The organism is Acidovorax sp. GW823-FHT02H02 (genome assembly GCF_058797075.1).
Map to the genome: position 1 here is coordinate 120,157 of NZ_JBXAJH010000010.1, position 25,562 is coordinate 145,718.

Consider the following 25,562-nt stretch of genomic DNA (forward strand, 5'->3'; position numbering starts at 1 on the left):
GGGGGATTGCTGATGGCTCAGGCAGCCATCAGCAAGGCATCTCGGCGTGCTTGCGCGCGTAGTACCACCAGGTGACTACGATGCAGATGGCGTAGAAGACAGCAAAGCACCACAGCGCAGCGTTGGGCGCGCCGGTCAGGGCGATGGAGCTGCCATAGCTCTTGGGAATGAAGAACCCGCCGTAGGCGGCCATGGCAGCGGTGAAACCCAGCGTGGCGGCGCCCAGGGTGTTGCCTTCCTTGTTGGCGCTGGCCACGGCGGCAGCATCGTTCTTGTCCACACCACGCATGGCTTCGGTCAGGAAAATCACGGGGATCATGCGGAAGGTGGAACCGTTGCCGATGCCGGTGGTGAGAAACAGCACCAGGAAGCACACGAAGAAGCCGGAAAACTGGCCCTCGTTGCCTGCCGAGGGAAGGAACACCGTCACACCCATCACGGCAATGGCCATGACGATGAAGTTCCACAGCGTGACGCGGGCTCCACCGAGCTTGTCGGCCAGCCAGCCACCAAAAGGCCGCACCACGGCGCCGACCAGCGGGCCCAGCCAGGCGTAGGCCAGTGGGTTGATGCCGGGGAACTGGCTCTTGATGAGCAGCGGAAAGCCTGCGGCGTAGCCAATGAACGAGCCGAAGGTGCCCAGGTACAGCACGCACATCAGCCAGTTGTGCTTGCGCTTGAAGATGGCGGCCTGCGCGGCGAACGAAGCACGCGCATCGGCAATGTCGTTCATGCCGAACCAGGCGGCCAGCGCGGTGATGGCGATCCATGGCACCCAGATGAAGGCGGCGTTCTGCGTCCAGACCTGCACGGTGTTGCCGTTCTTCACGATGGTCTGGCCTTCGCCGCCAAAGATGCCGAAGATGCCGGCCGTCACGACCAGCGGGCTCAGGAACTGCACCACCGAAACGCCCAGGTTACCGAGGCCGGCATTCACGCCCAGCGCCGAGCCCTTGCGCTCCTTCGGGAAGAAGAAGCTGATGTTGGCCATGCTGGAGCTGAAGTTGCCGCCACCCAGGCCGCACAGCAGCGCCAGGATGAGCATGGTGGGGTAGGCCGTGGTGTTGTCCTGCACGGCAAAGCCGATGCCGATGGCGGGGATCAGCAGCGAGGCGGTGGAGATCGCCGTCCAGCGGCGGCCACCCACCAGCGGCACCATGAACGAGTAGAAGATGCGCAGCGTGGCGCCCGAAAGCGCGGGCGCTGCCGCCAGCCAGAACAACTGGTTGGTCGAATACTTGAAGCCCAGGCCCGGCAGGCTCACGGCCACCACGCTCCAGACCTGCCAGATGGCAAAGGCCAGAAACAGCGCGGGCACCGAGATCCAGAGATTGAGCTTGGCGACGGCCTCGCCTTCGCGCTCCCAGAAGGACTTGTCCTCCGGCGTCCAGAGAGTGAGCAGGCGCCCCTGGCGCCCGCTGGTGGTGGTGGCAGACATGGTGAGGTTCCTTGAGATAAATCAGCGGGCAGCCGCAGGTGCGGCGGCGTCCTGCGAGCCCATGACGGGGGTGCGGCGCACTTCGGTGAAATACATCCAGATCAGCGAGACCCAGACCACGCCATACATCAGCATGAACGCACTGGAGCGGACGCCGGTGAAGTCCATCAGAGCGCCGAACATGATGGGCAGGACGAAGCCACCAAGGCCACCCGCCAGCCCCACAATGCCGCTGATGGCACCGATGTTTTTCGGATAGTCGTCGCTGATGTACTTGAAGACGCTGGCCTTGCCGAAGGCGAACGCCACGCCCAGCACCCCCATCAGCGCCGTGAACGCATAGACGTTCAGGCCGAGGTGGAACGTGGTGGGCCCATTGACCGTGAGGATGGTGAAATCGGTCTGCGGATAGCTCAGCAGGAACAGGCAGATCCAGCTCACCCACATCACCCACCAGGTGACGCTGTGGGCACCGTACTTGTCACTGAGCACACCGCCAATGGCGCGCAGCACACCGCCCGGCAGCGAGAAGCAGGCCGCCAGCAGCGCTGCCACGCGGATGTCCAGGCCGTATTCACCCACGTAGTACTGCACCATCCACAGCGACAGCGCCACATAGCCGCCAAACACGATGCTGTAGTACTGGCAGTACTTGATGACCTTGGGGTCCTTCAGCGCCCTGAGCTGGTCGGTGAACTTGACGTTGCTGGGCACCAGGTGGGCCGGGTCGCTGTAGCTGAACAGCCAGAACAGCACCAAGGTGCCGAGCATGATGGCGGCGTACACCTGCGGCACCATGGCCCAGCCAAACGCCACCAGCAGCACCGGGGCCACGAACTTGTTCACGGCCGCACCGGAATTGCCCGCACCATACACCCCCATCGCCGTGCCCTGCCGATTCCTGGGAAACCAGCGCGCCACATAGGGCGTGCCCACCGAGAACGAGCCGCCCGCCAGGCCCACAAACAGGCCGATCGTGAGGAAATGCCAGTACTCGGTGGCATAGCTCATGAGCCAGATGGCCGGCACCGTTATTGCCATGAGCGCGGCCATCACGATCCGCCCGCCAAACCGGTCGGTCCAGATGCCCAGCGGCACGCGCACCAGCGAGCCGGTAAGCACCGGCATGGCCGTGAGCAGGCCGAACTGCGTGGCGCTCAGGTTCAGCATTTTCTTGATGGGAATGCCGATCACCCCGAACATCATCCACACCATGAAACAGACGGTGAAGGCGAGCGTGCTGACCAAGAGCACGGACCAAGCCTGCCGGGTGCGTTGCGGACTGTCGCCCGCCGAAAACGCTGCATTTGCCATGGGTTGTTCCCTCTGTTTTCTGTATGGCATGCATGGTCCCGCGAAGGCAGGGTTTTGCCTATCCCTCTTCAGGACGGGTCAGCACGGCAAAAGGATGATGGGAGCGCCACCCCATCGTTCGAAAGGACTAGTCCCCTGAAACAGGGATGTCGGGGCTTGCGCGCTACCGCTGGCGGTCAGAGGCGTACACGGCGGCCTGCACGCGCGAGCTCAGTCCCAGTTTGCGCAGAATGTGCTGCACATGGATCTTGACGGTGGTTTCGGCAATATCCAGCGCCCGGGCGATTTCCTTGTTGCTGGAGCCCCGTGCAATCTCGCGCAGCACGTCTTCCTCGCGCGGAGAAAGAGGCGTGCCCTGCGGCGCCACCGCCGACGCCTTGTCGGAAGTCGACGCCGCAAGGGCGTCGTTCGCCTCTGGCGCCCCCTGCGACTGGAAAGCAGCCACCAGCTTGCCCATCAACTCGGGGCTGACCACGGGCTCGCCGGCGGCAGCGCGGTGAATGGCCTGCGCCAGCAGATCGCCGTCGATGGTCTTGAGCAGATACCCCTGCGCACCGTTGCGCAGCGCGGTGGCCAGATCCTGTGAATCTTCGCTCACGGTGAGCATGAGCACGCGGGAGGCCGGAGACACTTCACGCAGCCCCTGGATGGCATCCACCCCCGTCACCCCGGGCAAATGGTTGTCGAGCAGGATCACGTCCGGGCGCAGGGCGGGGGCCAGGCGCATCGCCTGCGCGGCATCGCCCGCCTCGCCCACCACCTGCAGGCGCGGGTCCTGCCCCAGCAAGGCCACCAAGCCCCGGCGAAACAGGTTGTGGTCGTCCACGACGAGCAAGGTCACGGGCGGCAGATTTGGCATAGGCATCAATGAACGAAACGGGCAACAGGCAGCATGGGCGGCTCGCGCGGCTCCTGCGCTGCGGACAGGGTGGGAAGCTCGATGCACACGCGCGTGCCCGCACCGGAAGACGAATCGACCTGCACCGCCGCGCCAATGCGCTGCGCGCGCTCGCGCATGATGCCTAGACCGACATGCATGGAGTCGGGCGGCACCGCCCGAACATCAAACCCCACCCCGTTGTCCTGCACTTCGAAGCGCCAGCGGGGATGCCGTTGCACGCGCAACTCCACCCGGGTCGCGCCCGCGTGCTTGCGCACGTTCGACAGGGCTTCCTGCACCATGTGCAGGACCTGGATCTGCACATCGGGCGGCAGGGGCAGGCCGTGGCCCGCCATGGTGAGCGCAGTGGCGATGCCGGTCTGGTGCTCGAACTTGGAAAGGGTCGAGCGCAGTGCCGTCTCGATGTCTTCTTCGCTGGTACGTGTGCGGAAGTGCACCAGCAATTCGCGCACATCGGCATAGCACTCGCGCACGCCCACATCGAGCTCGCCCATGCTGCGGTCCCGCGCCACGATATCGCCCTTGGCCACGGCATCGCGCAACAGCTGCGTCTGGATCTTGAGGAAAGCCAGCGACTGGGCAATCGAGTCGTGCAGCTCGCGCGCCAGCAGGCTGCGCTCCTGCGCCACGGCGGCCTCGCGCTCCAGGGCAGTGGCGCGCAAGCCCTCCATGGCGCTGGCCAGATGGCGCGTCATGGCTTCCAGAAGATCACGCACTTCATCCGTCAGCGCCACCGACGGTCGGAAAAACAGATTGACCTCGCCGAGCACCCGCTGCTGCATCTGTACCGGTATGGCCACCAGGGTCTGGTAGCCGGCATCGCGGCAATGTGGAAACACCAGCGGGGTGGATGCAACGATCGGTATGACACGGGTATAGGCCTGGTTCTGCGGCTGGCCGCACATGCAAGTGCCCGTGTGCAGACAATGTTCCTTTTCGGTCATGGCGTGCGGCATGCCGTCGCCGGCCAGCAGCACATAGCGCTCGTTGGCCTCGTCGGACCAGCGCACTGCGGCTGCATCGGCGCCCGCCACCCGGCGGATCTGCTGCACAAAGCCTTGCGCCAGCGCTTCCAGAGCGGTCGCCGTGGAAGCCAGCGCGCTCACCTCATAAAGCGCCGCCAGGCGCTGGTTCTGCACGGCGATGCTGGCGGTCTTCTCGCGCACCTTTTGCTCGAGGTCCTCGTGCGAGACCTGCAAGGCATGGGCCATCAGGTTGAAGCCCGCCGAAAGCTGGCCAAATTCGTCCTCTTCCCCCAGGGGTAGCCGCACTCCCCACTCACCCTGGCGCAAGCGCCCCAGCGCCTGCTGCAATTGCGCCAGCGGGTTGATCACCAACAGATAGCTCACCGCCATGAAGGTCACCGCTGCGGCAATCGCCACGGCCATCATGAAGAGCTGAAAGACATGCAACGCGGCCGTCCAGCCCGCGATCTGGACTTCTATGGCCTCGACGAAACCGTCCACCTGCTGCACAAAGCGGTCGGCCTGGGCCAGGGACCGGGCACGGTCCGGCGGCAAACCCAGGGACCACTCGGTGCGCAAGCCCAACCAGGTGTTGCGGATGCGTTCAAAGCGTGTCCGCGTGTCATCCCCCCAGGGCACGAACAGGGGGCGCGAGGGATCGCCCGTGCGCAGCAACTCCAGGCTGGCGTCGAACTGCCGCGCATGCCTTTGCACCTCTTCGGGGGACGCCGTCTGCTGCACCAGCACCATGCGCAGCATGTTCATGCGCAGGCGCCCGGCCTCGTTGACGGCCGCCGCGCCGCCTTCGAGTTTCCAGGTCACCCACAGCGTCAAGCCAATGGAAGCCAGGGCCACCAGCAGAAAGCCCCCGCCCATGGCCAGCAGTTTGAAGGTCAGCGGGGACTTGGTGCGCATAGGCGCAGTGTAGGAAGGGTGGGCAGGTCTTGTCTTGACGTAAATCAAGTTGAAGATGCGTAGCATGGCGCCATGCCGTCCACGTTTTCCCGCTTTTTTCGGCCTCTGGGAGCCGCTTTCGCCGCCCTGGCCCTCGCCGGCTGCGCCAGTTCCCCTGCCGTGGTGCCTGGCGCCTTGTGGCCGGCGCCGCTGGAAGGCGCCGCGCCCACCGACATACTGCTGCTCGGCGAGCAGCATGACGCCCCCGACCACCAGCGACTGCAGCGCGACACGGTGCTGTGGCTGGCAACGCGCGGCCGGCTGGCGGCCCTGGTGCTGGAAATGGCCGAGCGCGGCCACAGCACCGCGGCGCTGCCGCAGGATGCCACCGAAGAGAAAGTACAGGCGGCCCTGCAGTGGCACGACGCCGCTTGGCCCTGGTCCACCTATGGCCCCGTGGTCATGGCCGCCGTGCGTGCCGGAGTGCCCGTGCTGGGGGGCAACCTGCCGCGCAGCGCAATGGCCGCGGCCATGCAGGAAACCCGCTGGGACAACCACCTGTCTGCCACCGCCCGCCAGCAACTGCTCGATGCGCTGCAGGACGGCCATTGCGGCCTGCTGCCCGCCGCGCGCCTGCCTGCCATGGCCCGCATCCAGATCGCGCGCGACGCCAGCCTGGCCCGCACGGCACAGGAGGCGGTGCGCCCAGGCCAGACCGTGCTGCTGGTGGCCGGCGGCGAGCATGTGCTGCGCCACCGGGGCATTCCCACCCACTGGCCGGGCAGTTTGACATCCCAAGTGCTATCAGCGCATACGGGTCCGGCGCTAGCAGCTCCAAAAACAGGAGTAGACATCGCCATCACCACCGCGCCGCTGCCGCCGCAGGACGCATGCGCCGTGTTGCGTCCGCAGAAGTAGCCCGCACCGGCTCGCCGGCCGGAAAAGCCGTCGGCCTCGCCGCCGCGCTCGCGCAAAAATGCCAGCTGCTCGGCCGTTTCGGCGCCCTCGACCAGCACCCGCAGGCCCAGTTCGCGCAGACGCCGCATGGTCACGAGCGCCATGCCCACCGGATGGCGCATGCATCGCATTCTTCCATCACCTGCTGGCCTAGCTGCGACAATGTGGCAGCTATGACCAACGCCTATATTCTTACCCTGTCCTGCCCCGACCGCCTGGGGCTGGTGCATGCTGTCTCGGGCTTCCTGCTGGAGCACGGCGGCAACATTGAAGAAGCCGCCCAGTACAACGACCACGCCACCGGCCTGTTCTTCATGCGCGTGCAGTTCGCCTGCGACCAGCACGACCACGCCACCCTCAAGGCGCGCCTGGCCAGCTTTGCAGAGCCCCACCAGATGCGCTGGACCCTGCATGCCACGGCCACGCCCATGAAAACCGTGCTCCTGGTCAGCAAGGAAGGCCATTGCCTCAACGATCTGCTGTTCCGCTGGAAGAGTGGCCTGCTGCCCATCGATATCCGCGCCATCATCAGCAACCACCGCGACTTCTACCAGCTCGCGGCCAGCTACAACGTGCCGTTCCACCACATCCCGGTGACTGCCGCCACCAAGCCCCAGGCCGAGGCCAGGCAGCTGGAGATTATCGAGGCCGAAGGGGCCGAGCTGGTGGTTCTGGCGCGTTACATGCAGGTACTGTCTCTTGACCTGTGCCAAAAATTGACGGGTCGGGCCATCAACATCCACCACAGCTTCCTGCCCAGCTTCAAGGGTGCCAAGCCTTACTACCAGGCGCATGACCGGGGCGTGAAACTCATCGGCGCCACCGCCCACTATGTGACGGCCGACCTGGACGAAGGCCCGATCATCGAGCAGGACGTGGCCCGCGCCGATCACACCGACACGGTGGAAGACCTGACAGCCCGGGGCCGCGACACCGAAAGCCAGGTGCTGGCCCGCGCCGTGAAGTGGCACAGCGAGCACCGCGTGATCCTGAACGGTCACAAGACGGTGATCTTCCGCTAAACCGTTCCGTTCCATGGCCACGGCAGCCCCGTCCTCTTTCCTCAGCAGCGCCGCACGGCGCATTCCGCCCATCCAGTGCCTGCTCACCTTCGAGGCGCTGGCCCGACTGCGCAGCGTGACGCAGACGGCCGACGAGCTGTGCGTGACGCCCAGCGCCGTGAGCCACCGCGTCAAGCAGCTCGAGCAGATCCTGGGCGTGCGGCTGTTCGGCCGGGCCGACTTTTCGCTGACCACCGAGGGCAGCGCCTACCTGGCCCATGTGCGCGAAGGCCTGGGCGCGCTGCAGCGCTTTCCGGGCCAGGCCGCCGCGCCCGGGCGCCGGCGGCTCAAGCTGGCCGTGACACCCACGTTTGCGCGCACCATCCTCATCCCGCGCCTGCGGCAGTTCACCGAGGCGTATCCCGAGATCGACCTGGCGCTGCAGGTGTCCATCCCGCTCCTGGACGTGGTGGCCGAAGACGCCGACCTGATGGTGCGCTTTGGCCCCGGCCACTATGCCGACGTGGAGCATGTGGAGCTGGCCCGCGACGTGGTCACGCCCCTCGCATCCCCCGCCTTCGTGCGCGAACACGGCCCGTTCGAGCGGCCCGAAGACCTGGAAGGCGTGCCCCTGCTGCGCAGCCCGCTAGAGCCCTGGCGCACCTGGTTCGCCGCCACAGGCCTCGACTGGGCCGAGCCCAGCGAGGGCTCGCAGTTCAACGACATCGGCCTGATGTGCGACGGCGCCGCCGCCGGCATGGGCGTGGCACTGGTGCGCCTCAAGCTCGGCGCACCCTGGCTGGAGAACGGCACGCTGGTGCGCCTGTTCGCCACCGACACCGCCAGCCCCCACGCCCACTATCTGTGCTGGCGTACCGGCACCATGGACCGGTGGGAATGCGCGGCCTTTGCCGAATGGCTGCGCAAAACCATGGCGTAGTAGAGGCATCCCCCTGAGTCGCCTTTGGCACCTTCCCCCTTCTCTCGGCTGCGCCGGGAAGGGGGACGCAGCCCTCGCTGCGGGGCGGCCCTTGCTCGGCTGCCCTCGCCCGAGCCGCGCCCTCCTCCATCAGGTTCAGGCAAATTTGCCTCCAGCGCCTATCCAACAAGCGCCAGCAGCTATCAATTGATGAGCAATCCGGTGTTTTTCACAATCCCCTGCAGAAAAGCTCAAGCCCAGGCACCCAGCCATCCCCTACAGTGATAGCCATGAACACTGCCGCCGCCCCCACCGCAGCCCTGTCCGAACGCGCCGCACGCCAGGCCGAAGTGGTCCAGGCCCTGAGCCGCGCCGTGCCCGCCCACGCCCTGCTCTGGCACAGCGAAGACACCACACCCTACGAATGCGACGGCCTCACCGCCTACCGCCAGCGCCCGCTGGTGGTGTGCCTGCCCGAAACCTATGACGAGGTGCAGGCCGTGCTGCAGGTGTGCCACCGGCTGCAGGTGCCGGTGGTGGCGCGCGGTGCGGGCACGGGCCTGTCGGGTGGTGCCATGCCGCATGCGCTGGGCGTGACGATGTCGCTGGCCAAGTTCAACCGCATCCTCGACATCAACCCCGAAAGCCGCACGGCCGTGGTGCAGTGTGGCGTGCGCAACCTGGCGATCAGCGAGGCCGCAGCGCCCTACGGCCTGTATTACGCACCCGACCCCAGCAGCCAGATCGCCTGCACCATCGGCGGCAACGTGGCCGAGAACTCGGGCGGCGTGCATTGCCTGAAATACGGCCTCACGGTGCACAACGTGCTCAAGGTGAAGGGCTTCACGGTGGAGGGCGAGCCGGTGGAGTTTGGCAGCGCGGCGCTGGACGCCCCCGGCTACGACCTGCTGGCCGCGGTGATCGGCAGCGAGGGCATGCTGGCCGTGACCACCGAAGTGACGGTGCGCCTGATCCCCAAGCCCCAGCTGGCGCGCTGCATCATGGCCAGCTTTGACGACGTGCGCAAGGCGGGCGATGCCGTGGCCGCCGTGATCGCCGCCGGCATCATCCCTGCCGGCCTGGAGATGATGGACAAGCCCATGACCGCCGCCGTCGAGGATTTCGTCCACGCCGGCTACGACCTGACGGCCGAAGCCATCCTGCTGTGCGAAAGCGACGGCACGCCCGAAGAGGTGGAAGAGGAAATCGGCCGCATGAGCGAAGTGCTGCGCGCTGCGGGCGCCACCGCCATCAGCGTGAGCCGCGACGAGGCCGAGCGCCTGCGCTTCTGGAGCGGCCGCAAGAACGCCTTCCCCGCCAGCGGCCGCATCAGCCCCGACTACATGTGCATGGACTCGACCATCCCGCGCAAGCGCCTGGCCGACATCCTTCTGGCCATCCAGGCCATGGAGAAGAAATACCAGCTGCGCTGTGCCAACGTGTTCCACGCGGGCGATGGCAACCTGCACCCGCTGATCCTGTTCGACGCGAACGATGCCGACCAGCTGCACCGCTGCGAGCTGTTTGGCGCCGACATCCTGGAGACCAGCGTGGCCATGGGCGGCACGGTGACGGGCGAGCATGGCGTGGGCGTGGAGAAGCTCAACAGCATGTGTGTGCAGTTCTCTGCCGAAGAAAACGCGCAGATGCTGGGGCTCAAGCATGCGTTCGACCCGGCGGGGTTGCTGAACCCGGGCAAGGTGATTCCTACGCTGAACCGGTGTGCGGAGTACGGGAAGATGCTGGTGCGGGGGGGGCAGATCAGGCATCCGGAGTTGCCGAGGTTTTGATTCTCGGCCGGAGCCTGCCGCGCCTGACCGAATCCGGTCGGGCTGAGCTTGTCGAAGCCGGGACAGGCTCACTCGCGGGTTTATGCGCTTTGCCTGGGTTGAGGCCGGAGGCCGGGGTGTGCGCCCGGCGGCGCAGTGGCTTTCTTTTGCTTCGCCAAAAGAAAGCCCCCAAAGAAAAGGCGCCCCTACAGGCTGCGTCCCTGCGCTGCGCTGCGGGCAACCTGCGGTGCTCGCGTCCAGCGGGGTCTCGCTCGAACTCGCTGCGCTCAGACAATCGCGAGCCCTGATCCGCTGGCCGCTGCGCTCCTCGGCGCAACCTGAAGGGAACCCGAGCAAACATCCCTTCGGGCCATCGCTGCGCTCGGCCCAGCCTGTGCAGCGCGTGGCGCTTGCGCCCGCAAGATGGGGCCGAGCAACGCGATGGCCCGTGGGTTGTTTGGATGTTTTTTCTCCACCCCATCTGGCTGCGCCTGCGGCGGGGCGGTTGCGGGGTGAGCATGCGCGTCGCAGCGCGCATGCCTCGTCAACTGACTCGCCGTGGCTGTCCGAGCGCAGCGCGCCAGCGCGTAGCGAGTTCCACGGCGCACCCCGCAACCGCACCGACGCAGGTCTGCCCCGAAGGGGTCGCAGACTGTGGGTCGCCTTTTCTTTGCTTACTTTCTTTTGGCGAAGCAAAAGAAAGTGAGGCGGCCGCCGGGCCGAGACCCGGCCTCCATCCTCAGAAAAAACACGCCACAAGCAAAAGCAACGCCTCAAGACTTCAAAACAACGCCCGCCAGATCTCCCCCGCATTCGACACCCCAAACAACACCAGCCCAATCAAGCCACCCACCACCGTCCCATTGATCCGGATGTACTGCAGATCCTTGCCGATGTTCAACTCGATCAGTGCCGCCATCTCCTCGGCATCCCAGCGGCGCACCGTGTCCTCGATGTGCTGCGCAATGAACTGCGACACATCCGGCGCAAGCCCCTGCACCCAGCTTTCCAGCCGCAGGTTGAGCGACTGGCGCAATGCCGCATCACCCGCCAGCGAGCGGCCAAACCACGCGCCCATGGCATGCACGTTGCGCGCCACGGCCGAGTGCTCGTCGGCCAGGTCGCGCTGCAGGGCCGCGCGCATGCCCAGCCACAGGTCCTGCACATAGCGGCCCAGCGTCGCATTGGTCTGCAGGTAGCGCCGGATCTCCTCGCCCCTGCGCGCCCAGTCCGGATCGGTCTGCAGCCTGTGCACCAGCCGCTGCACGGCCGCGTCGAACTGTTCGCGCAACTGGTGCTGCGGGTTCTGCGCCACGTCGGCCAACACGGCCTCGAGCGCGTTGGCGATCATGGCCGAGCCCTTGTCGCCCAGCCAGTCGGTGGGCAGCATTTTTTCCTTGAGCGGATGCTCTTTCTTGAGCCACTGCACGATGGTGGTGGCAATCAGCTGGCGCGTGCCCTCCTCCTGCAGCACCACGATCAGCCGGCCCAGTGCATCGTCGAGCAGCGCCTGGTGGCGCCCGTTGTGGGTGAGCGCCCCCAGCACCGTGGCCAGGGTGCCCGACAGATCCACCCGCCCGATGAGGGCGCGCGCCGCCTTGCGGATGAAGCGCTCCATCTGCGCATCCTGCACGGTGTCGAGGGCGGCGCTGAGCAGCCGCGCCGCCTGCTGGCCCAGCAAGCTGGCGTTGCCCGCATCGCCCAGCCATTGGGCCAGCCGCGCGGCGGGATCGTGGCGCCGCATCAGCGCCACCAGCGAGGGCGGATCGAGGAAGCGGTCGCGCACAAAGGCGGCCAGGTTGGCGCCGATGCGGTCCTTGTTGCGCGCGATCACCGCCGTGTGCGGGATGGGCAGGCCCAGCGGCCGGCGAAACAACGCCACCACCGCAAACCAGTCGGCCAACGCGCCCACCATGGCCGCCTCGGCCATGGCTTTCACGCAGTTCAGCAGCAGCCCGCGCTCGACCACGCTGGTGGCGATGAACACGGCCGTCACCAGCAGCAAAAGGCCCAAGGCCTGGCGCTTGGCACGGCGCAAGGCGAGGACTGCGGGGTTGGTACCTGGATTCATCCGTGCCAACCAGCCAACTTCAACCGCTCCCTGTCAGGCAGCGGCCGCCATCTGGTCCAGCGCCCGGGACAGGTGTCCCACCGTGCGCTCCACGTCGTGCCACTTGTCCAGTCCGAACAGGCCGATGCGGAAAGTCTTGAAATCCGGCCCTTCGTCGCACTGCAGCGGCACGCCGGCGGCGGTCTGCAGGCCCGCCTCCATGAATTTCTTGCCGTTCTGGATGCCGGGATCGGTGGTGTAGCTCACCACCACGCCGGGCGCCTTGAAGCCTTCGGCCGCCACGCTGGGGAAGCCGCGCGATTCGAGCAGCGCGCGCACCTTGGCGCCCAGCTCGATCTGTTCCTCGCGCACCTTGGCAAAGCCGTAGGCACGCGTCTCCTGCATCACGTCGCGCAGGCGCACCAGGGCGTCGGTGGGCATGGTGGTGTGGTAGGCGTGCTGGCCCTTTTCGTAACCCTCGGCGATCTGCATCCACTTCTTGAGGTCGCACGAGAAGCTGCTGCTGCTGGTGTCGTCGATAGCCTGGCGCGCGCGTTCGCTCAGCATCACCATGGCGCAGCAGGGCGAGCCGCTCCAGCCCTTTTGCGGCGCGGAAATCAGCACGTCCACGCCCGTGGCCTGCATGTCCACCCACATGGCTCCCGAGGCCACACAGTCGAGCACGAAGAGCGCGCCCACCTCGTGCGCAGCGGCCGTCAGCGTGCGGATGTAGTCGTCGCTCAGGATGATGCCGCTGGCCGTTTCCACATGGGGCGCGAACACCACCTTGGGGTTTTCGGCGCGGATGGCGGCCGCCACCTCATCGGCCGGGCATGGTGCCCAGGGCGCCTGCGGTCCGCTGCCCTGCGGGCGGGCCTTGCAGACCACGGCGCCACCGCCCAGGCCCTTGTCGGCGTCGAAAATCTGGCTCCAGCGGTAACTGAACCAGCCGTTGCGCACGATCAGCACTTTTTCGCGGTTGGCGAACTGGCGCGCCACGGCTTCCATGCCAAAGGTGCCGCTGCCGGGCACGATCACGGCGGTGGGGGCGTGGTACACCTCCTTGAGAATGGACAGGATGTCCTGCATCACGCCGGTGAAGCGCCTGGACATGTGGTTGAGCGCGCGGTCGGTGTAGACCACCGAAAATTCGAGCAGGCCATCGGGGTCGATGTCGGGCAGCAATCCGGGCATGAAAAGATCTCCATTGACGGGTTGTGATGGCTCCACCGCCCACGAGCGGCGTGCAATAGGACGGGCCAAATCAGCTTAGCACGGGCCGCAATGCAGGCATCCGGCGCTGCATCAGGGTGCCGGATAGGTCCGGCCGCCAAAGATGCCCGTGCCTACCCGCACCAGGGTGCTGCCCGCCTGGATGGCGGCCTCCAGATCGGCAGTCATGCCCATGGAAAGGGTGTCAAAACCTTCGAGCCCGGGCTCCCCCAGGGCCAATATCTGGTCAAAAAGCCTTCTGGCGCTTGTGTGTTTTGCGAGTTGCGCCTCGAAATCAGGGGCATGGTCGGGGATGCTCATCAGCCCGCGCACCCGCAGGCGTGGCAGTTTTGCCACAGCACGCACCAGCTCCAGGGTATCCGCCGGTGCCACTCCCGACTTGGTGGGGCCGCCGTCGATGTTCACCTGAATACAGATCTGCAGCGGTGGCAGGTGGTCCGGCCGCTGGGCCGACAGGCGCTCGGCGGTCTTGAACCGGTCCACGGTGTGCGCCCAGTCGAAATGCTCGGCCACCAGGCGGGTCTTGTTGCTCTGGATGGGGCCAATGCAATGCCACTGCAGCGCGGGCGCGCATGCCCGCCCCACCGCGGCGATCTTTTCCACCCCCTCCTGGATGTAGTTTTCACCGAATGCCCGCTGGCCGGCGGCGGCGGCCTGCACCACCGATTCGGCACTAAAGGTCTTGGAAACGGCCAGCAGCGAGACGCTGTCGGGAGCCCGGCCGGCGGCGGCACAGGCCTGCGCAATGCGGCCCCGTACCTGTTGGAGGTTGGTAGCAATCGTGGTCATAATGAGAAACAAGCGTACCAAAGAGAGGGAACCCGTGGACATTACCCAGTTGCTCGCATTCAGCGTCAAGAACAAGGCATCCGACCTGCACTTGTCCGCGGGCTTGCCGCCCATGATCCGGGTCCACGGGGATGTACGGCGCATCAATGTGGACGCGCTGGACCACAAGACCGTCCACGCCATGGTGTACGACATCATGAGCGACTCGCAGCGCAAAACGTATGAAGAGTTTCTGGAGGTGGACTTCTCGTTCGAGATCGATGGCCTGGCGCGCTTTCGGGTCAACGCCTTCAATCAGAACCGCGGCGCCGCTGCCGTGTTCCGCACCATTCCCAGCAAGATCCTCACGCTGGAGCAGCTCAACGCCCCCAAGATCTTCGGCGACCTGGCGCTCAAGCCGCGCGGCCTGGTGCTGGTGACCGGGCCCACGGGCTCGGGCAAATCCACCACGCTGGCAGCCATGGTGAACTACCTCAACGAAACCGAATACGGCCACATCCTCACGGTGGAAGACCCGATCGAATTCGTGCACGAATCCAAGAAGTGCCTGGTCAATCAGCGTGAAGTGGGGCCCATGACGCTGTCGTTCGCCGCCGCGCTCAAGTCCGCACTGCGTGAAGACCCCGACGCCATCCTGGTGGGCGAAATGCGCGACCTCGAAACCATCCGCCTGGCCATGACGGCCGCCGAAACGGGCCACCTGGTCTTTGGCACGCTGCACACGTCGAGTGCCGCCAAGACCATCGACCGGATCATCGACGTGTTCCCCGCCGAAGAAAAGGAAATGGTCCGCGCCATGCTGTCCGAATCGCTGCAGGCCGTGATTTCACAGACGCTGTGCAAGCTGAAAGACGGCTCGGGCCGCGTGGCCGCGCACGAGATCATGCTGGGCACCAGCGCCATCCGCAACCTGATCCGCGAGGCCAAGGTGGCGCAGATGTATTCGACCATCCAGACCAGCAACAGCGTGGGCATGCAGACACTCGACCAGAACCTCACCGATCTGGTGCGGCGCAACATCATCAGCCCCGCGGAAGCCCGCAGCAAGGCCAAGATCCCCGAGAACTTCCCGGGTTGATCGCACTCCGGCTGCCCCCACACATCCTTCTGACAAAGCGGCAGCAGACGCCGCACACTGGAGCCATTTATGAAAGGCATTCTCAGCCTTCTGCGCCGTAACACCCGCGGGGACAAGCCTCCGGAAGATCAGACCGACTCCGTGCTGTTCTCCACGGCCTTCGCCAGCCAGGGCGTGGACGCCTCCATGCTGGTGCCCTGGGAGGCGCGTGCCGTGGAAGTGGGCGCCAAGCGCCTGCCCCCCAGCCGCGGCGGCAAGCTGCTGCAGGCCTTGTGGGCCAAGGACAAATACATGGCCCACCTCGACACGGACGCGGTGGAGCGCATGGAGCGTTTTTTCGAGTTTGCCGCCGTTCCAGCCAACCGCGACGTCATCCGGCAGGAGGAATACGGCAACTTCATGGTGGTGCTGCTCACCGGCGCCATCGCGGTGGACCGCCTTCAGCCCTGGGGCGAGCAGCTGCGCCTGGCAGAGACGCGGCCCGGAGACATCCTGGGTGAAATGTCGCTGCTCGACAGCGGCATCCGCTTTTCGGCCTGTACCACCCTCATCGACAGTGAAATCGCCGTGCTGAGCGCCGAGGCCATGGACGACATGATGACCAAGGATCCCCAGCTGGCCGCCAGCCTGATTGCGCTGCTGGCGCGCAAGCTGTCGCTGCGCCTGCGGGTCGTGAGCGCCCGGCTGAGCGACAACCAGAAATGACCCCCCGCCCTGCAGGCACAGCACCCCGGAAGGATCTTTGATGGAACGCGATCAGGCCAGTAAATTCATCAACGACTTGCTCAAGCTGATGGTGAGCCGCAATGGCAGCGACTTGTTCATCACGGCAGAGTTTCCGCCCGCCATCAAGGTGGACGGCAAGGTCACCAAGGTGTCACCCCAGCCGCTGACCGGCACCCACACCCTCACGCTGGCGCGCGCCATCATGAGCGACAAGCAGGTGGCCGACTTCGAGCGCACCAAGGAATGCAACTTTGCCATCTCGCCCGCCGGCATTGGCCGCTTTCGCGTGAACGCCTTCATCCAGCAGGGCAAGGTCGGCATGGTGCTGCGGACCATTCCGCTCACGCTGCCCACCATTGACGGCCTGGGCGTGCCCCAGGTCCTCAAGGAAGTGACCATGACCAAGCGCGGCCTGTGCATCCTGGTGGGTGCCACGGGTTCGGGCAAATCGACCACGCTGGCCGCCATGGTGGACTGGCGCAACGAAAACTCGTTCGGCCACATCATCACGGTGGAAGACCCGGTGGAATTCGTGCACCCGCACAAGAACTGCGTGGTCACGCAGCGCGAAGTGGGCCTGGACACCGACAGCTGGGAAGCGGCGCTCAAGAACACGCTGCGCCAGGCCCCCGACGTGATCCTGATGGGCGAAATCCGCGACCGCGAGACCATGGAACACGCCGTGGCCTTTGCCGAAACCGGCCACCTGTGCCTGGCCACCCTGCACGCCAACAGCGCCAACCAGGCACTGGACCGGATCATCAACTTCTTTCCCGAAGAGCGCCGCGCACAGTTGCTGATGGACCTGTCGCTCAACCTGCGCGCCATGGTGTCGCAGCGCCTGATCCCGAAGCAGGACGGCAAGGGCCGGGCAGCGGCGGTCGAGGTGATGCTCAACACCCCGCTGATTGCCGACCTGATCTTCAAGGGCGAAGTCGCCGAGATCAAGGAAGTCATGAAAAAGAGCCGCAACCTGGGCATGCAGACCTTCGACCAGGCGCTGTTCGATGCCTACGAGGCCAATGTGATCAGCTACGAGGATGCGCTGCGCAACGCCGACTCGCTCAACGACCTGCGCCTGCAGATCAAGCTCAACAGCCAGCGCGCCAAATCAGCCGACCTGGCCTCGGGTACCGAGCACTTCGCGATAGTGTGACCCCCCCTGTGCGGCTGCGCCGCTTCCCCCTTCTCTCGCGCTGCGCGCGGGAAGGGGAACGACGCCAATGGCCTGGGCCGCGCCAATTCCAAACGCTGCCCCTGTGGCAACCTTTTTTACAGGAACCACCTCTATGTCAAGCACCAACCCCCGCAGCTACGACAGCACCCCCGCCCGCAAAGTCGCCTTTCTGGGATTGGGCGTCATGGGCTATCCCATGGCCGGCCACCTCGCCCTGGCGGGCCATGAAGTCACGGTCTACAACCGCACCACTTCAAAATCAATAGCATGGTGTGCAGAATACGCCAGCGCAAAAGCCCCAAAACATGCCAATACACCGCGTGAGGCCGCCCAGGGTGCCGATCTGGTGTTCTGCTGCGTGGGCAACGACGACGACCTGCGCTCGGTGACGCTGGGCGCGGACGGCGCCTTCGCCGGCATGCAGCCGGGCGCCGTCTTCGTGGACCACACCACGGCCTCGGCCGAAGTGGCGCGCGAGCTGCATGCCGCCGCGCGCGCACTGGGACTGCACTTTGTCGATGCCCCGGTCTCCGGGGGCCAGGCGGGCGCACAAAACGGCCAGCTCACGGTGATGTGCGGCGGCGACCAGGCGGCTTTTGACGCCGCCCGGCCGGTGGCCATGGCCTTCTCGCGGGCGTTCACGCTGCTGGGTTCCAGCGGCTCGGGCCAGCTGGCCAAGATGGTCAACCAGATCTGCATCGCGGGCCTGGTGCAGGGCCTGTCCGAAGCCGTGGCCTTTGGCAAGAATGCCGGGCTGGACATGAAGCAGGTGCTGGATGTGATCGGCAAGGGCGCCGCCCAAAGCTGGCAGCTCGACAACCGTGGCAAGACCATGGTGGACGACCAGTTCGACTTCGGCTTTGCCGTGGACTGGATGCGCAAGGATCTGGGCCTGGTGCTGGACGAAGCCCGCCGCAATGGTTCGCGCGTGCCGGTGACCGCGCTGGTGGACCAGTTCTATGCCGACGTGCAGAAAATGGGTGGCAACCGCTGGGATACATCCAGCCTGGTCAAGCGCCTGACCTGACAGCGAGGCGGCGGGCTGTGCCGCCGCCTGCCGCCATACGCCGTTAATTGTCAGTTGCTCTTTGACGCGGGCTGGTCGGTGGTCACGGGCGCGGGCGACTGGGTCGTGCTGGCGCGGCGCAGATCGTCCTCAGTGATCATCTCGAAGACCCGCACCACCTTGCTCACGCCGCTCACACCGCGCGCAATTTCGGTGGCGCGCGTGGCCTCGCGCTGCGTCACCAGCCCCATCAGGTAGACCACGTTGCGTTCGGTCACCACCTTGTAGGCGCTGGCAAAAACATCCTTGGCATCCACGAAACTCGCCCGCACCTTGCCGGTGGTCAGGGTGTCGCTGGAACGCTGGCCCAGCGAAGAGTTGGGCATCACGCCCAGATCGTTCACCACCGCACGCACATTGTTCACCTCCGTCACGATCTTCTCCACCGTGGCACGGTCCTGCGCCGTCGGCACCTCGCCGGTCAGCAAGGCCTGGCGGTTGAAGCTGGTGACGTTGACATGCGCACGATCGCCCAGCACCTCGCGGATGCGGTTGGCGGCACGCAGCTCGATCCCTTCGTCTTCCACCTGGGTGCCGGTGGTGCGGCGGTCCGTGGCCATCAAGCCACCCACCATCGCCCCCCCGACAACCAGAGGCGCGCAGGCAGACAGGCCTGCAGCAAGTGCAGCGGCAGCCAGCAAGGTGCAGGCCGTACGGTTCATGGTCAGCTTCATAGCGGTATTTCCTGTTCTCCAAGTAACTGGGCATCCACGCCGTCACACAGGCAGTGCAACACCAGGGCATGGACCTCGCGCACCCGCGCGGCACGGTCGTGCGGCACGCTGATCAGCACGTCGGTCTCGCGCACCATGGCAGCGAGCTTGCCGCCGGTGCGACCGCTGAGGATCACCACGGTCATGTCACGCTCGTGCGCGGCTTCGGTGGCTGCGATCACGTTCGCATCGCTGCCCGTGACGGACAGCGCCAGCAAGACATCGCCGGCCTGGCCGAGCGCGCGCACCTGGCGAGCGAATTGCTGGTCCACGTCGCTGCTTCCCCCGACCACCGTGAGCAGGGCGCTGTCGCAGGTCAGCGCGAGCGCAGCCAGTTCGGGCCGGTCACGCTCGAATCCTGCTACGCAGAATGCCGCAAACTGCAGCGCCTCGGCGGCCGAAGGGCCATTGCCGCAGGCCAGCACTTTGCCGCCGCTGGTGACGCAGGCCAGAATGGCCTGCACGGCTGCGGCGATGGGCGTGCTGAGGGCCTGCGCCGCCTGGTATTTCAGGTCGGCACTGTCGATGAAGTGCTGTTGGATGCGTTGCTCAAGCATGGGAGCCCGATGATACCCGCGGCCTGTTATCAGTTTTGTAGCAAACCGTAGTCGTCGGCGTGGCGCACAAGGCTTTGGGTGGTCCGCGCTTATTGGGCGTCGAAGGCCGCCTTGAGCCATTGCACCGATGCATCCACCAGGATCACGTCGAAGCGGCACGGCGGTGGCGTGGACATGCGCATCAGGTAATGGCGTGCGGCAAACACGATACGCCGCTGCTTGGTGGCGCCAATGCTGGCACCGGCCCCACCGAAGGCATTGCTGGCGCGGCTGCGCACCTCGACAAACACCACGGTGCCGTCGCGATCGCGCATCACCAGATCAATCTCGCCTCCGCCGCGCCCGGGCGTCCGATAATTGCGCTCCAGCAACTTCAGGCCCCCGGCCTGCAGGCAGGCCAGCGCCTGGTCCTCGGCCGCATTGCCCCGCTGCCGTGTGGTGCTGCCGCTGGCGACATCCGGGCCCGAAGGGCTCGCACGGGCTGGTTTTTTTCCAAGGAAATTCATTGAGCGCCTCTTTCGCATCTGCCCTGAACGCCGCACGCGATGCAGCGGCTGCACAGCATTATCCGCAGGGTGCGCTGTATGTCGTGGCCACGCCCATCGGCAACCTGGCCGACATCACGTTGCGCGCGCTGCATGTGCTGCAGCTGGCCGATGCCATTGCCTGCGAGGACACGCGCCACACCCAGGCACTGCTGCGCGCCTATGGCATCGACAAGACCAGCGTGCAACTGCTGGCGGTACACCAGCACAACGAAGCCGAAGCCGCCTTGGCGGTGGTGCAGCGACTGCAGCAAGGCCAGCGCATTGCCTACGTGAGCGATGCCGGCACACCGGGCGTCAGCGACCCCGGCGCACGCCTGGTGGCCGCCGTGCAGGCGGCCGGCCTGCGCGCCCTGCCGCTGCCGGGCGCCAGCAGCATCACCACGGCCTTGAGCGTGGCGGGCGCCGTGGCGCACAGCCCGGAAAGCGGGGGTTTTCTCTTCGCCGGCTTTTTACCGGTGAAGCATGCCGAGCGGGCCGCTGCCGTACAGCAGCTGGCCAGCGAACCCCGCTGCGTGGTGCTGCTCGAAGCCCCCCACCGCATTGGCGAGCTGGCCCAGGCGCTGTCGATACTGGGGGATCGCACGGTCACACTGGCGCGCGAACTCACCAAGCAATTCGAAGAAATCGCTACCCAACCGGCCCGGGATCTGCCGGCCTGGCTGGAAGGCTCGCCCCAGCGGTCGCGCGGTGAATTCGTGGTGCTGCTGCACCCCACGGCACCCACCACCGACGACGGCGACAGCCTGCGCGTTCTGCGCCTGCTGCTGCAGGAACTGCCCCTCAAGACCGCAGTGCGCCTGGCCGCGGAAGTCACGGGCGCATCCCGCAACAGCCTGTACGACACCGCACTGGCATGGAAACGCGGGGCCCCCGAAAGCGGGGACGAATGAAGCACTTTTGAATCAAATATGCCTAAAGCGCTTTTTGACAAGCGCATGCAGCTACTATTTAAGTAGCACTTCCACCGCCGCGCCGCGGATCAAGGGGCGCAAACCGCCAGCCCTGCTGCGACGCCACCAAACAGGTCGCCTTCGACCTGCGGGGTGTCAGGAAACGCCACGCGCAGCGCCTGGCGCAGCGGGCGCAGTGCCGACGATCCCCCGGTGAGATAGATGGCCTGCAAATCCTGGGGCACCAGCCCGGCCCGCTGCAGGCATTCGGTGGCGCAGTTCACAACCTGTTGCAAGGACCCGGCAAGGTGGCGGGCCAGGCCGTCGGGGGTCATGAGTGCGTTCAGACCCGGCTCGACCCAGTCCAGCGCCATCGGCGCTTCCGCAGCATCGACAGACGCCGCAATCTTGGCCTGCTCCACCGTGTTGGCCAAACGATGCCCCAGACGCTGGTGCAGCACCGTCATCAGGCGATCATGCAGCTGGGGCTGCGCATAGTCGGGGCGCAGGGCCTGCGCATCGCGCAGTGCCCGCGGCGCATACAGCCACTGGATCAGGTGCCAGGTTGCCAGGTCGAAAAACACCCGGCTCGGCACCTCGCGCCCCGCAGGCCCGGTGTGGCCCAGGCCCAGCAGGGGCATCAGCAGTGCCAGGCTCAGGCGCCGGTCGAAATCGGTGCCGCCGACATGCACACCGGTGGTGGCCAGAATGTCGCGGCTGCGATCGGTGCGCGCCCGCCGGTCCGGCCCCAGGCGCACCACGGTGAAATCGGAGGTACCACCGCCAATGTCCACCACCAGCACCAGCGACTCGCGCTCGATGCGCTGCTCATAATCCAGCGCCGCGGCGATGGGCTCCAGCTGGAACGCGATGTTCACAAACCCCGCGTCCTGCGCCGCCTGCCGCAGGGCATCTTCGGCCTGCCGGTCCCGCGCGGCGTCACCATCCACGAAGTGCACGGGCCGCCCCAGCATCACCCGGCCCGGCATGCCACCCAGGGTGTCCCGCACCTGGCTGGCCAGCATGCGCAGGAACAGGCTGATGATGTCCTGGTAGCTCACCAGCGCGTTGTGCACCGCCGTCTTGTCCTGCAGCAGCGAACTGCCCAGCAGGCTTTTGAGCGAACGCATGAACCGCCCTTCAGTGCCGGCAAGATACTGCTCCACCGCATCGCGCCCATAGTGGGTGCTGTGGTCTTCGGCATTGAAGAACAGTGCTGTTGGCAAGGTGTTGCTCTCGCCTTCCAGGCGCAACATGCGCGCGGGCGAATCCCCCTGGCGCACGGCCATTGCCGAGTTGGAGGTGCCAAAGTCAATGCCCAGGGTCGTGTCCGTCAGAGCTGCCATCGTGAAAATAAAGATAGAGAGAGAACCGGAATGGCGGCCGCCTCGGAAAATACGGAACGGCGACTTCGTGCAACATCGCCGGTACCAGCGTGTGCCCCCAGCCCCTGCTGGGCCCGGAACGCCAATAGGAAAAGCCCTTGATTCTTACGAACCAAGGGCTTTCATTTTTGGTGGCCTGGGACGGAATCGAACCGCCGACACAAGGATTTTCAATCCTCTGCTCTACCGACTGAGCTACCGGGCCTGAGCCTTAGATTATATACCTGAATTTCCGACCGAATCACCAACGACCCCAAGATTAATTCCGCTTTCCGCGACCGAGATCCACGCCCAATTGGCGCAGCTTGCGGTACAGGTGGGTGCGCTCGAGTCCGGTTTTTTCTGCGACGCGAGTCATGGAGCCGCCTTCGCGGGCCAGATGGAATTCAAAGTAGGCCTTTTCAAAGCCGTCGCGGGCTTCACGCAGGGGGCGGTCCAGATCGAACCCCTGATGTGCGTGGGGGCCGGACTCTCCCAGCATGGCGGTGGTGACGATCGGAGCGGGCACAAAGCCGCCCTCCATGGGCGCCACGGCGGGCTGCTGGGCGGCCACGGGAGCCAACTGCTGGGCCGCGTTGCGTGCCAGACCCTGTTCCACCGCCTTGAGCAGCTTTTGCAAGGTGATGGGTTTTTCAAGGAACGAGAAAGCGCCGATCCGCGTGGCTTCCACGGCGGTATCTATGGTAGCGTGTCCACTCATCATGATGACGGGCATGGTGAGTGCTCCAGCCGTGGCCCACTCCTTGAGCAGCGAGACGCCGTCCGTGTCCGGCATCCAGATGTCCAGCAACACCAGGTCGTACGCACCTGCCGCACGCGCCACCCGCGCCTGTGTGGCGTTCTCGGCGAGGTCCACGCTGTGTCCCTCGTCATTCAGGATTTCCGACAAGAGGTCACGAATACCGAGTTCGTCATCAACCACCAGAATGTTTGCCATGTGTATGAAACGCCTTGGATGCTGCGATGGGTGTTGTTATGACACCACCGATGGGTAAGTGGCGAATGATAACGACACTTGTGCCCCCCGCACCACGCCGTCGTCAAGCCGGTTCGACAACTCGATCCGGGCACCGTGCTCGTCGGCAATCTTCTTCACCACGGCCAGGCCCAGTCCGGTGCCCCGTGGTTTGGTGGTGACATAGGGTTCAAATGCCCGCTGCAGAATGTGCGCGGGAAAGCCTGAGCCACTATCGGTCACGGTCAGGCGAACACGGTGCGATGACTCGCTCCAGCGGGTGCTGATACGCACCGGCAGCATCGGCTCAGAGCCCCCTGCACGAGCCTGCACCGTGGCGTCCTGGGCGTTTTGCAGCAGGTTGTGCACGACCTGGCGCAGCTGCTGTGCGTCGCCGGCAATCGGCGGGCAACGCAGATCCAGCTCGGATTCCACGGGTACCGTGGCATTTTCGGCCCCATACAGATAGAGCACGTCGGTCACCAGCGTGTTCAGGTCCAGCGTCTGCAATTCGGCAGCGGGCAGGCGTGCATAGTCGCGGAACTCGTTGACGAGCCGCTTCATCGCATCCACCTGCTCCACGATGGTCCGGACCGACTTGGTCAAGATGGCCTGCTCCGGCGCCGGCAGCTTACCGGTGAGCTTCATTTCCAGGCGCTCGGCAGAGAGCTGGACGGGGGTAAGGGGATTCTTGATTTCATGGGCCAGGCGCCGCGCCACCTCTCCCCAGGCCTGGGCACGCTGGGCCGAAACAATTTCCGAAATATCGTCAAAAACCAACAACCGCGACGCATCTGGAAGCTCGGCACCCCGCATGACCAGGCTGGTCGCGTGGTGCGCCGTGCCACTGGCGGAGCCATGGAGCTCAAACGGTTGCTGCCAATGGTCCAGTCCGTGGTGGTGGAGGTCACCCAGGAATTCATCGAACTGCTTTTGCACTGCCGCGGCAAAAACGGCCAGCCCCGGCACCGCTGCCAGTGGCTGACCCGCGTAGGCCGCCATGGGGGCGCGCAGGATGCGCGTGGCACCCGGATTGAAGGACAGGATGACGCCTTGCTGGTCGAGGACAACCACACCTGCGGTGAGGTTGTCCAGAATGGTCTGCAGCTTGGCACGCGCTGCATCCACCTCGCCCATGCTCTGCTCCACCGCACCCTGCGCGTCCGCAATCTGCTGGGTCATGGTGGCAAAGGAGCGCGTGAGTCCGTCGAGCTCATCCTTGCCCTGCAGGGCGGCCTTGGGGCTGAGATTGCCCGCCGCCACTTCCCGCACCCCCTCCGCGAGCACCAGAAGTGGCCGCACCAGCTGGTTGCCCAGCAATACGGCCAGAAGGACAGCGCCAAAAACGGCCAGGAACAAGCCCAGCGTCAAGGTGCCCACATACATGCGGCGAAGGCCCTCGCGGGCCAGGGCTCGTTCCTGGTATTCCCGATTGGCTTCCTGCACCGCCAGGGCATTGGCCACCAGTGCCGGTGGCAGCGGCATGGTGACCTGCAAAAAACGCGGCTCGAGCAGCAAACCCACGCTGGGGCTTGCAACCAGCGCAAACACCTTCACCCGTGCGCTCTGCGCGGCCGCAGGGTCGGTAATGTCGTCCAGCCCCTCGATCTGGGCCAGGGTGCGCTGCTGGCGCACCATGCGCAGCTGCGCTGCGCCAGGGCGCTCCGGGCTCAGGCTGAGACGCGACTGGCCGGCGCTGGCAACAGCGTGCCCGGCGGCACTCCACAAGATCACGTCGCCGGCGGAAAGCTGGTCGCGGATGCGCTCCAGCACCAGCCCGGCTGCGGCATCGGGCACCTGGGCCAGCTGCACGCTGGCGGCCCGCGCCTTGCTCGCCATGTCTTCGGCCATGGAGTCGAGGGACACCCGCGCCAGATTCACTCCCGCCACCAGAGCGCCCTCCACCTTCACATCAAACCAACTTTCAATGGACCGGGTGACAAACTGGTACGACACCACATAGATCAGTAGCCCGGGCAGCAGGCCCACCAGCGCAAAAATGGCGGCCAGCTTGACCAGCAGGCGGCTGCCAAAGCGCCCGCGCCGCAGCCGCACGGCCAGCCGCACGCCCACCCACGCCAGCACCGCCAGCAACAGCACGGCCACCAGCACGTTCACCCCGAACAGCCAAGCGTAATTGCGCTCGTAGAGCGCCCGGTTGTTGGTGGCCAGCGTCAGCATGAAAAGCAGCACCATGCCGATGGCCGACATGATGGCGGCACCCACCCCGACGGTCC

Annotated in this window: 22 protein-coding genes and 1 tRNA gene; 9 read left to right on the forward strand and 14 right to left on the reverse strand. The window is 65.8% G+C overall.

Annotation, left to right across the window (positions count from 1 at the left end):
- Nucleotides 1-28: 28 nt before the first annotated feature.
- The 4 genes from AC1RDS_RS12480 to AC1RDS_RS12495 all read right to left on the reverse strand — a co-directional run bounded on the left by AC1RDS_RS12480 (nt 29) and on the right by AC1RDS_RS12495 (nt 5,533).
- Nucleotides 29-1,438, reverse strand: coding sequence for a NarK family nitrate/nitrite MFS transporter (locus AC1RDS_RS12480; protein WP_092697452.1), 1,410 nt, complete (start codon nt 1,436-1,438; stop codon nt 29-31).
- Nucleotides 1,439-1,459: 21 nt separating this feature from the next.
- Complete coding sequence (locus tag AC1RDS_RS12485) at nt 1,460-2,752, reverse strand: MFS transporter (protein WP_092697451.1); 1,293 nt, start codon at nt 2,750-2,752, stop codon at nt 1,460-1,462.
- Between the two features lie 163 nt (nt 2,753-2,915).
- Nucleotides 2,916-3,617, reverse strand: coding sequence for a response regulator (locus AC1RDS_RS12490; protein ID WP_208859696.1), 702 nt, complete (start codon nt 3,615-3,617; stop codon nt 2,916-2,918).
- Nucleotides 3,617-5,533 (reverse strand): type IV pili methyl-accepting chemotaxis transducer N-terminal domain-containing protein, encoded by a 1,917-nt coding sequence (locus tag AC1RDS_RS12495; protein WP_092697449.1) that lies wholly within the window; start codon nt 5,531-5,533, stop codon nt 3,617-3,619. Before AC1RDS_RS12495 ends, AC1RDS_RS12490 begins: the two co-directional genes overlap by 1 nt.
- A gap of 72 nt (nt 5,534-5,605) precedes the next feature.
- Between AC1RDS_RS12495 and AC1RDS_RS12500 the strand changes: the two genes are divergently transcribed.
- From AC1RDS_RS12500 to AC1RDS_RS12515, 4 genes are all read left to right on the forward strand, one after another.
- On the forward strand, nt 5,606-6,430 hold the full coding sequence (locus AC1RDS_RS12500) for a ChaN family lipoprotein (RefSeq protein WP_092697448.1): 825 nt from the start codon (nt 5,606-5,608) through the stop codon (nt 6,428-6,430).
- Nucleotides 6,431-6,642: 212 nt separating this feature from the next.
- Nucleotides 6,643-7,491, forward strand: coding sequence for a formyltetrahydrofolate deformylase (gene purU, locus AC1RDS_RS12505; protein ID WP_348684185.1), 849 nt, complete (start codon nt 6,643-6,645; stop codon nt 7,489-7,491).
- 13 nt (nt 7,492-7,504) lie between these two features.
- Nucleotides 7,505-8,410 carry a LysR substrate-binding domain-containing protein gene (locus AC1RDS_RS12510; RefSeq protein ID WP_026436281.1) on the forward strand — a complete coding sequence of 302 codons (906 nt, stop codon included), beginning with the start codon at nt 7,505-7,507 and terminating at the stop codon, nt 8,408-8,410.
- 269 nt (nt 8,411-8,679) lie between these two features.
- Nucleotides 8,680-10,179 (forward strand): FAD-linked oxidase C-terminal domain-containing protein, encoded by a 1,500-nt coding sequence (locus AC1RDS_RS12515; protein ID WP_287878338.1) that lies wholly within the window; start codon nt 8,680-8,682, stop codon nt 10,177-10,179.
- Nucleotides 10,180-10,939: 760 nt separating this feature from the next.
- Here AC1RDS_RS12515 and AC1RDS_RS12520 read toward each other — a convergent pair.
- The 3 genes from AC1RDS_RS12520 to AC1RDS_RS12530 form a co-directional block, all read right to left on the reverse strand.
- Nucleotides 10,940-12,229, reverse strand: a complete 1,290-nt coding sequence (locus AC1RDS_RS12520) for a DUF445 domain-containing protein (protein ID WP_348682348.1) — start codon at nt 12,227-12,229, stop codon at nt 10,940-10,942.
- A 33-nt stretch (nt 12,230-12,262) separates the two neighbouring features.
- On the reverse strand, nt 12,263-13,402 hold the full coding sequence (locus AC1RDS_RS12525; protein ID WP_092697547.1) for an aminotransferase class V-fold PLP-dependent enzyme: 1,140 nt from the start codon (nt 13,400-13,402) through the stop codon (nt 12,263-12,265).
- Between the two features lie 111 nt (nt 13,403-13,513).
- Nucleotides 13,514-14,230: a YggS family pyridoxal phosphate-dependent enzyme gene (locus tag AC1RDS_RS12530; RefSeq protein WP_287880159.1), complete on the reverse strand. Its 717-nt coding sequence runs from the start codon at nt 14,228-14,230 to the stop codon at nt 13,514-13,516.
- Nucleotides 14,231-14,264: 34 nt separating this feature from the next.
- Here AC1RDS_RS12530 and AC1RDS_RS12535 point away from each other — a divergent pair, with 34 nt between their 5' ends.
- From AC1RDS_RS12535 to AC1RDS_RS12550, 4 genes are all read left to right on the forward strand, one after another.
- The gene (locus AC1RDS_RS12535) at nt 14,265-15,308 is read left to right on the forward strand and encodes a type IV pilus twitching motility protein PilT (protein ID WP_092697546.1); all 1,044 of its coding nucleotides are present in this window, start codon (nt 14,265-14,267) and stop codon (nt 15,306-15,308) included.
- A 69-nt stretch (nt 15,309-15,377) separates the two neighbouring features.
- On the forward strand, nt 15,378-16,013 hold the full coding sequence (locus AC1RDS_RS12540) for a Crp/Fnr family transcriptional regulator (RefSeq protein WP_092697442.1): 636 nt from the start codon (nt 15,378-15,380) through the stop codon (nt 16,011-16,013).
- A 40-nt stretch (nt 16,014-16,053) separates the two neighbouring features.
- Complete coding sequence (locus tag AC1RDS_RS12545) at nt 16,054-17,190, forward strand: PilT/PilU family type 4a pilus ATPase (protein ID WP_092697441.1); 1,137 nt, start codon at nt 16,054-16,056, stop codon at nt 17,188-17,190.
- A 133-nt stretch (nt 17,191-17,323) separates the two neighbouring features.
- Nucleotides 17,324-18,238, forward strand: a complete 915-nt coding sequence (locus tag AC1RDS_RS12550; protein ID WP_348682349.1) for an NAD(P)-dependent oxidoreductase — start codon at nt 17,324-17,326, stop codon at nt 18,236-18,238.
- Between the two features lie 50 nt (nt 18,239-18,288).
- On the opposite strand, the gene AC1RDS_RS12555 is transcribed toward AC1RDS_RS12550, so the two are convergent.
- From AC1RDS_RS12555 to AC1RDS_RS12565, 3 genes are all read right to left on the reverse strand, one after another.
- Nucleotides 18,289-18,951, reverse strand: coding sequence for a BON domain-containing protein (locus tag AC1RDS_RS12555; protein ID WP_092697439.1), 663 nt, complete (start codon nt 18,949-18,951; stop codon nt 18,289-18,291).
- Entirely contained in the window at nt 18,948-19,547 is a 600-nt protein-coding gene (locus tag AC1RDS_RS12560; RefSeq protein ID WP_092697438.1) for an SIS domain-containing protein, read from the reverse strand. The genes AC1RDS_RS12555 and AC1RDS_RS12560 overlap by 4 nt, the downstream gene beginning before the upstream one ends.
- An 89-nt stretch (nt 19,548-19,636) precedes the next feature.
- Nucleotides 19,637-20,053, reverse strand: a complete 417-nt coding sequence (locus AC1RDS_RS12565; protein WP_092697437.1) for a YraN family protein — start codon at nt 20,051-20,053, stop codon at nt 19,637-19,639.
- Between AC1RDS_RS12565 and rsmI the strand changes: the two genes are divergently transcribed.
- Nucleotides 20,053-20,985, forward strand: a complete 933-nt coding sequence (gene rsmI, locus AC1RDS_RS12570) for a 16S rRNA (cytidine(1402)-2'-O)-methyltransferase (RefSeq protein WP_287880173.1) — start codon at nt 20,053-20,055, stop codon at nt 20,983-20,985. The genes AC1RDS_RS12565 and rsmI overlap by 1 nt on opposite strands.
- An 89-nt stretch (nt 20,986-21,074) precedes the next feature.
- Here rsmI and AC1RDS_RS12575 read toward each other — a convergent pair whose 3' ends face one another.
- The 4 genes from AC1RDS_RS12575 to AC1RDS_RS12590 all read right to left on the reverse strand — a co-directional run bounded on the left by AC1RDS_RS12575 (nt 21,075) and on the right by AC1RDS_RS12590 (nt 25,536).
- Nucleotides 21,075-22,331 carry an Hsp70 family protein gene (locus AC1RDS_RS12575; protein WP_348682351.1) on the reverse strand — a complete coding sequence of 419 codons (1,257 nt, stop codon included), beginning with the start codon at nt 22,329-22,331 and terminating at the stop codon, nt 21,075-21,077.
- Nucleotides 22,332-22,499: 168 nt separating this feature from the next.
- Nucleotides 22,500-22,575, reverse strand: a tRNA-Phe gene (locus tag AC1RDS_RS12580).
- Nucleotides 22,576-22,629: 54 nt separating this feature from the next.
- Complete coding sequence (locus AC1RDS_RS12585; RefSeq protein ID WP_092697434.1) at nt 22,630-23,307, reverse strand: response regulator; 678 nt, start codon at nt 23,305-23,307, stop codon at nt 22,630-22,632.
- A 36-nt stretch (nt 23,308-23,343) separates the two neighbouring features.
- Nucleotides 23,344-25,536 carry a sensor histidine kinase gene (locus AC1RDS_RS12590; RefSeq protein WP_348682358.1) on the reverse strand — a complete coding sequence of 731 codons (2,193 nt, stop codon included), beginning with the start codon at nt 25,534-25,536 and terminating at the stop codon, nt 23,344-23,346.
- Between the last annotated feature and the right edge of the window lie 26 nt (nt 25,537-25,562).

Coding starts and splice junctions, on each gene's coding strand:
- AC1RDS_RS12490 (WP_208859696.1), bottom strand. CDS start 3,617: ATGCCTATGCCAAATCTGCCGCCCGTGACCTTGCTCGTCGTGGACGAC.
- AC1RDS_RS12520 (WP_348682348.1), bottom strand. CDS start 12,229: ATGAATCCAGGTACCAACCCCGCAGTCCTCGCCTTGCGCCGTGCCAAG.
- AC1RDS_RS12555 (WP_092697439.1), bottom strand. CDS start 18,951: ATGAAGCTGACCATGAACCGTACGGCCTGCACCTTGCTGGCTGCCGCT.
- AC1RDS_RS12495 (WP_092697449.1), bottom strand. CDS start 5,533: ATGCGCACCAAGTCCCCGCTGACCTTCAAACTGCTGGCCATGGGCGGG.
- AC1RDS_RS12510 (WP_026436281.1), top strand. CDS start 7,505: ATGGCCACGGCAGCCCCGTCCTCTTTCCTCAGCAGCGCCGCACGGCGC.
- AC1RDS_RS12485 (WP_092697451.1), bottom strand. CDS start 2,752: ATGGCAAATGCAGCGTTTTCGGCGGGCGACAGTCCGCAACGCACCCGG.
- AC1RDS_RS12515 (WP_287878338.1), top strand. CDS start 8,680: ATGAACACTGCCGCCGCCCCCACCGCAGCCCTGTCCGAACGCGCCGCA.
- AC1RDS_RS12540 (WP_092697442.1), top strand. CDS start 15,378: ATGAAAGGCATTCTCAGCCTTCTGCGCCGTAACACCCGCGGGGACAAG.
- AC1RDS_RS12550 (WP_348682349.1), top strand. CDS start 17,324: ATGTCAAGCACCAACCCCCGCAGCTACGACAGCACCCCCGCCCGCAAA.
- AC1RDS_RS12525 (WP_092697547.1), bottom strand. CDS start 13,402: ATGCCCGGATTGCTGCCCGACATCGACCCCGATGGCCTGCTCGAATTT.
- AC1RDS_RS12590 (WP_348682358.1), bottom strand. CDS start 25,536: ATGTCGGCCATCGGCATGGTGCTGCTTTTCATGCTGACGCTGGCCACC.
- AC1RDS_RS12565 (WP_092697437.1), bottom strand. CDS start 20,053: ATGAATTTCCTTGGAAAAAAACCAGCCCGTGCGAGCCCTTCGGGCCCG.
- AC1RDS_RS12560 (WP_092697438.1), bottom strand. CDS start 19,547: ATGCTTGAGCAACGCATCCAACAGCACTTCATCGACAGTGCCGACCTG.
- AC1RDS_RS12480 (WP_092697452.1), bottom strand. CDS start 1,438: ATGTCTGCCACCACCACCAGCGGGCGCCAGGGGCGCCTGCTCACTCTC.
- AC1RDS_RS12500 (WP_092697448.1), top strand. CDS start 5,606: ATGCCGTCCACGTTTTCCCGCTTTTTTCGGCCTCTGGGAGCCGCTTTC.
- purU (WP_348684185.1), top strand. CDS start 6,643: ATGACCAACGCCTATATTCTTACCCTGTCCTGCCCCGACCGCCTGGGG.
- AC1RDS_RS12585 (WP_092697434.1), bottom strand. CDS start 23,307: ATGGCAAACATTCTGGTGGTTGATGACGAACTCGGTATTCGTGACCTC.
- AC1RDS_RS12530 (WP_287880159.1), bottom strand. CDS start 14,230: ATGACCACGATTGCTACCAACCTCCAACAGGTACGGGGCCGCATTGCG.
- AC1RDS_RS12575 (WP_348682351.1), bottom strand. CDS start 22,331: ATGGCAGCTCTGACGGACACGACCCTGGGCATTGACTTTGGCACCTCC.
- AC1RDS_RS12545 (WP_092697441.1), top strand. CDS start 16,054: ATGGAACGCGATCAGGCCAGTAAATTCATCAACGACTTGCTCAAGCTG.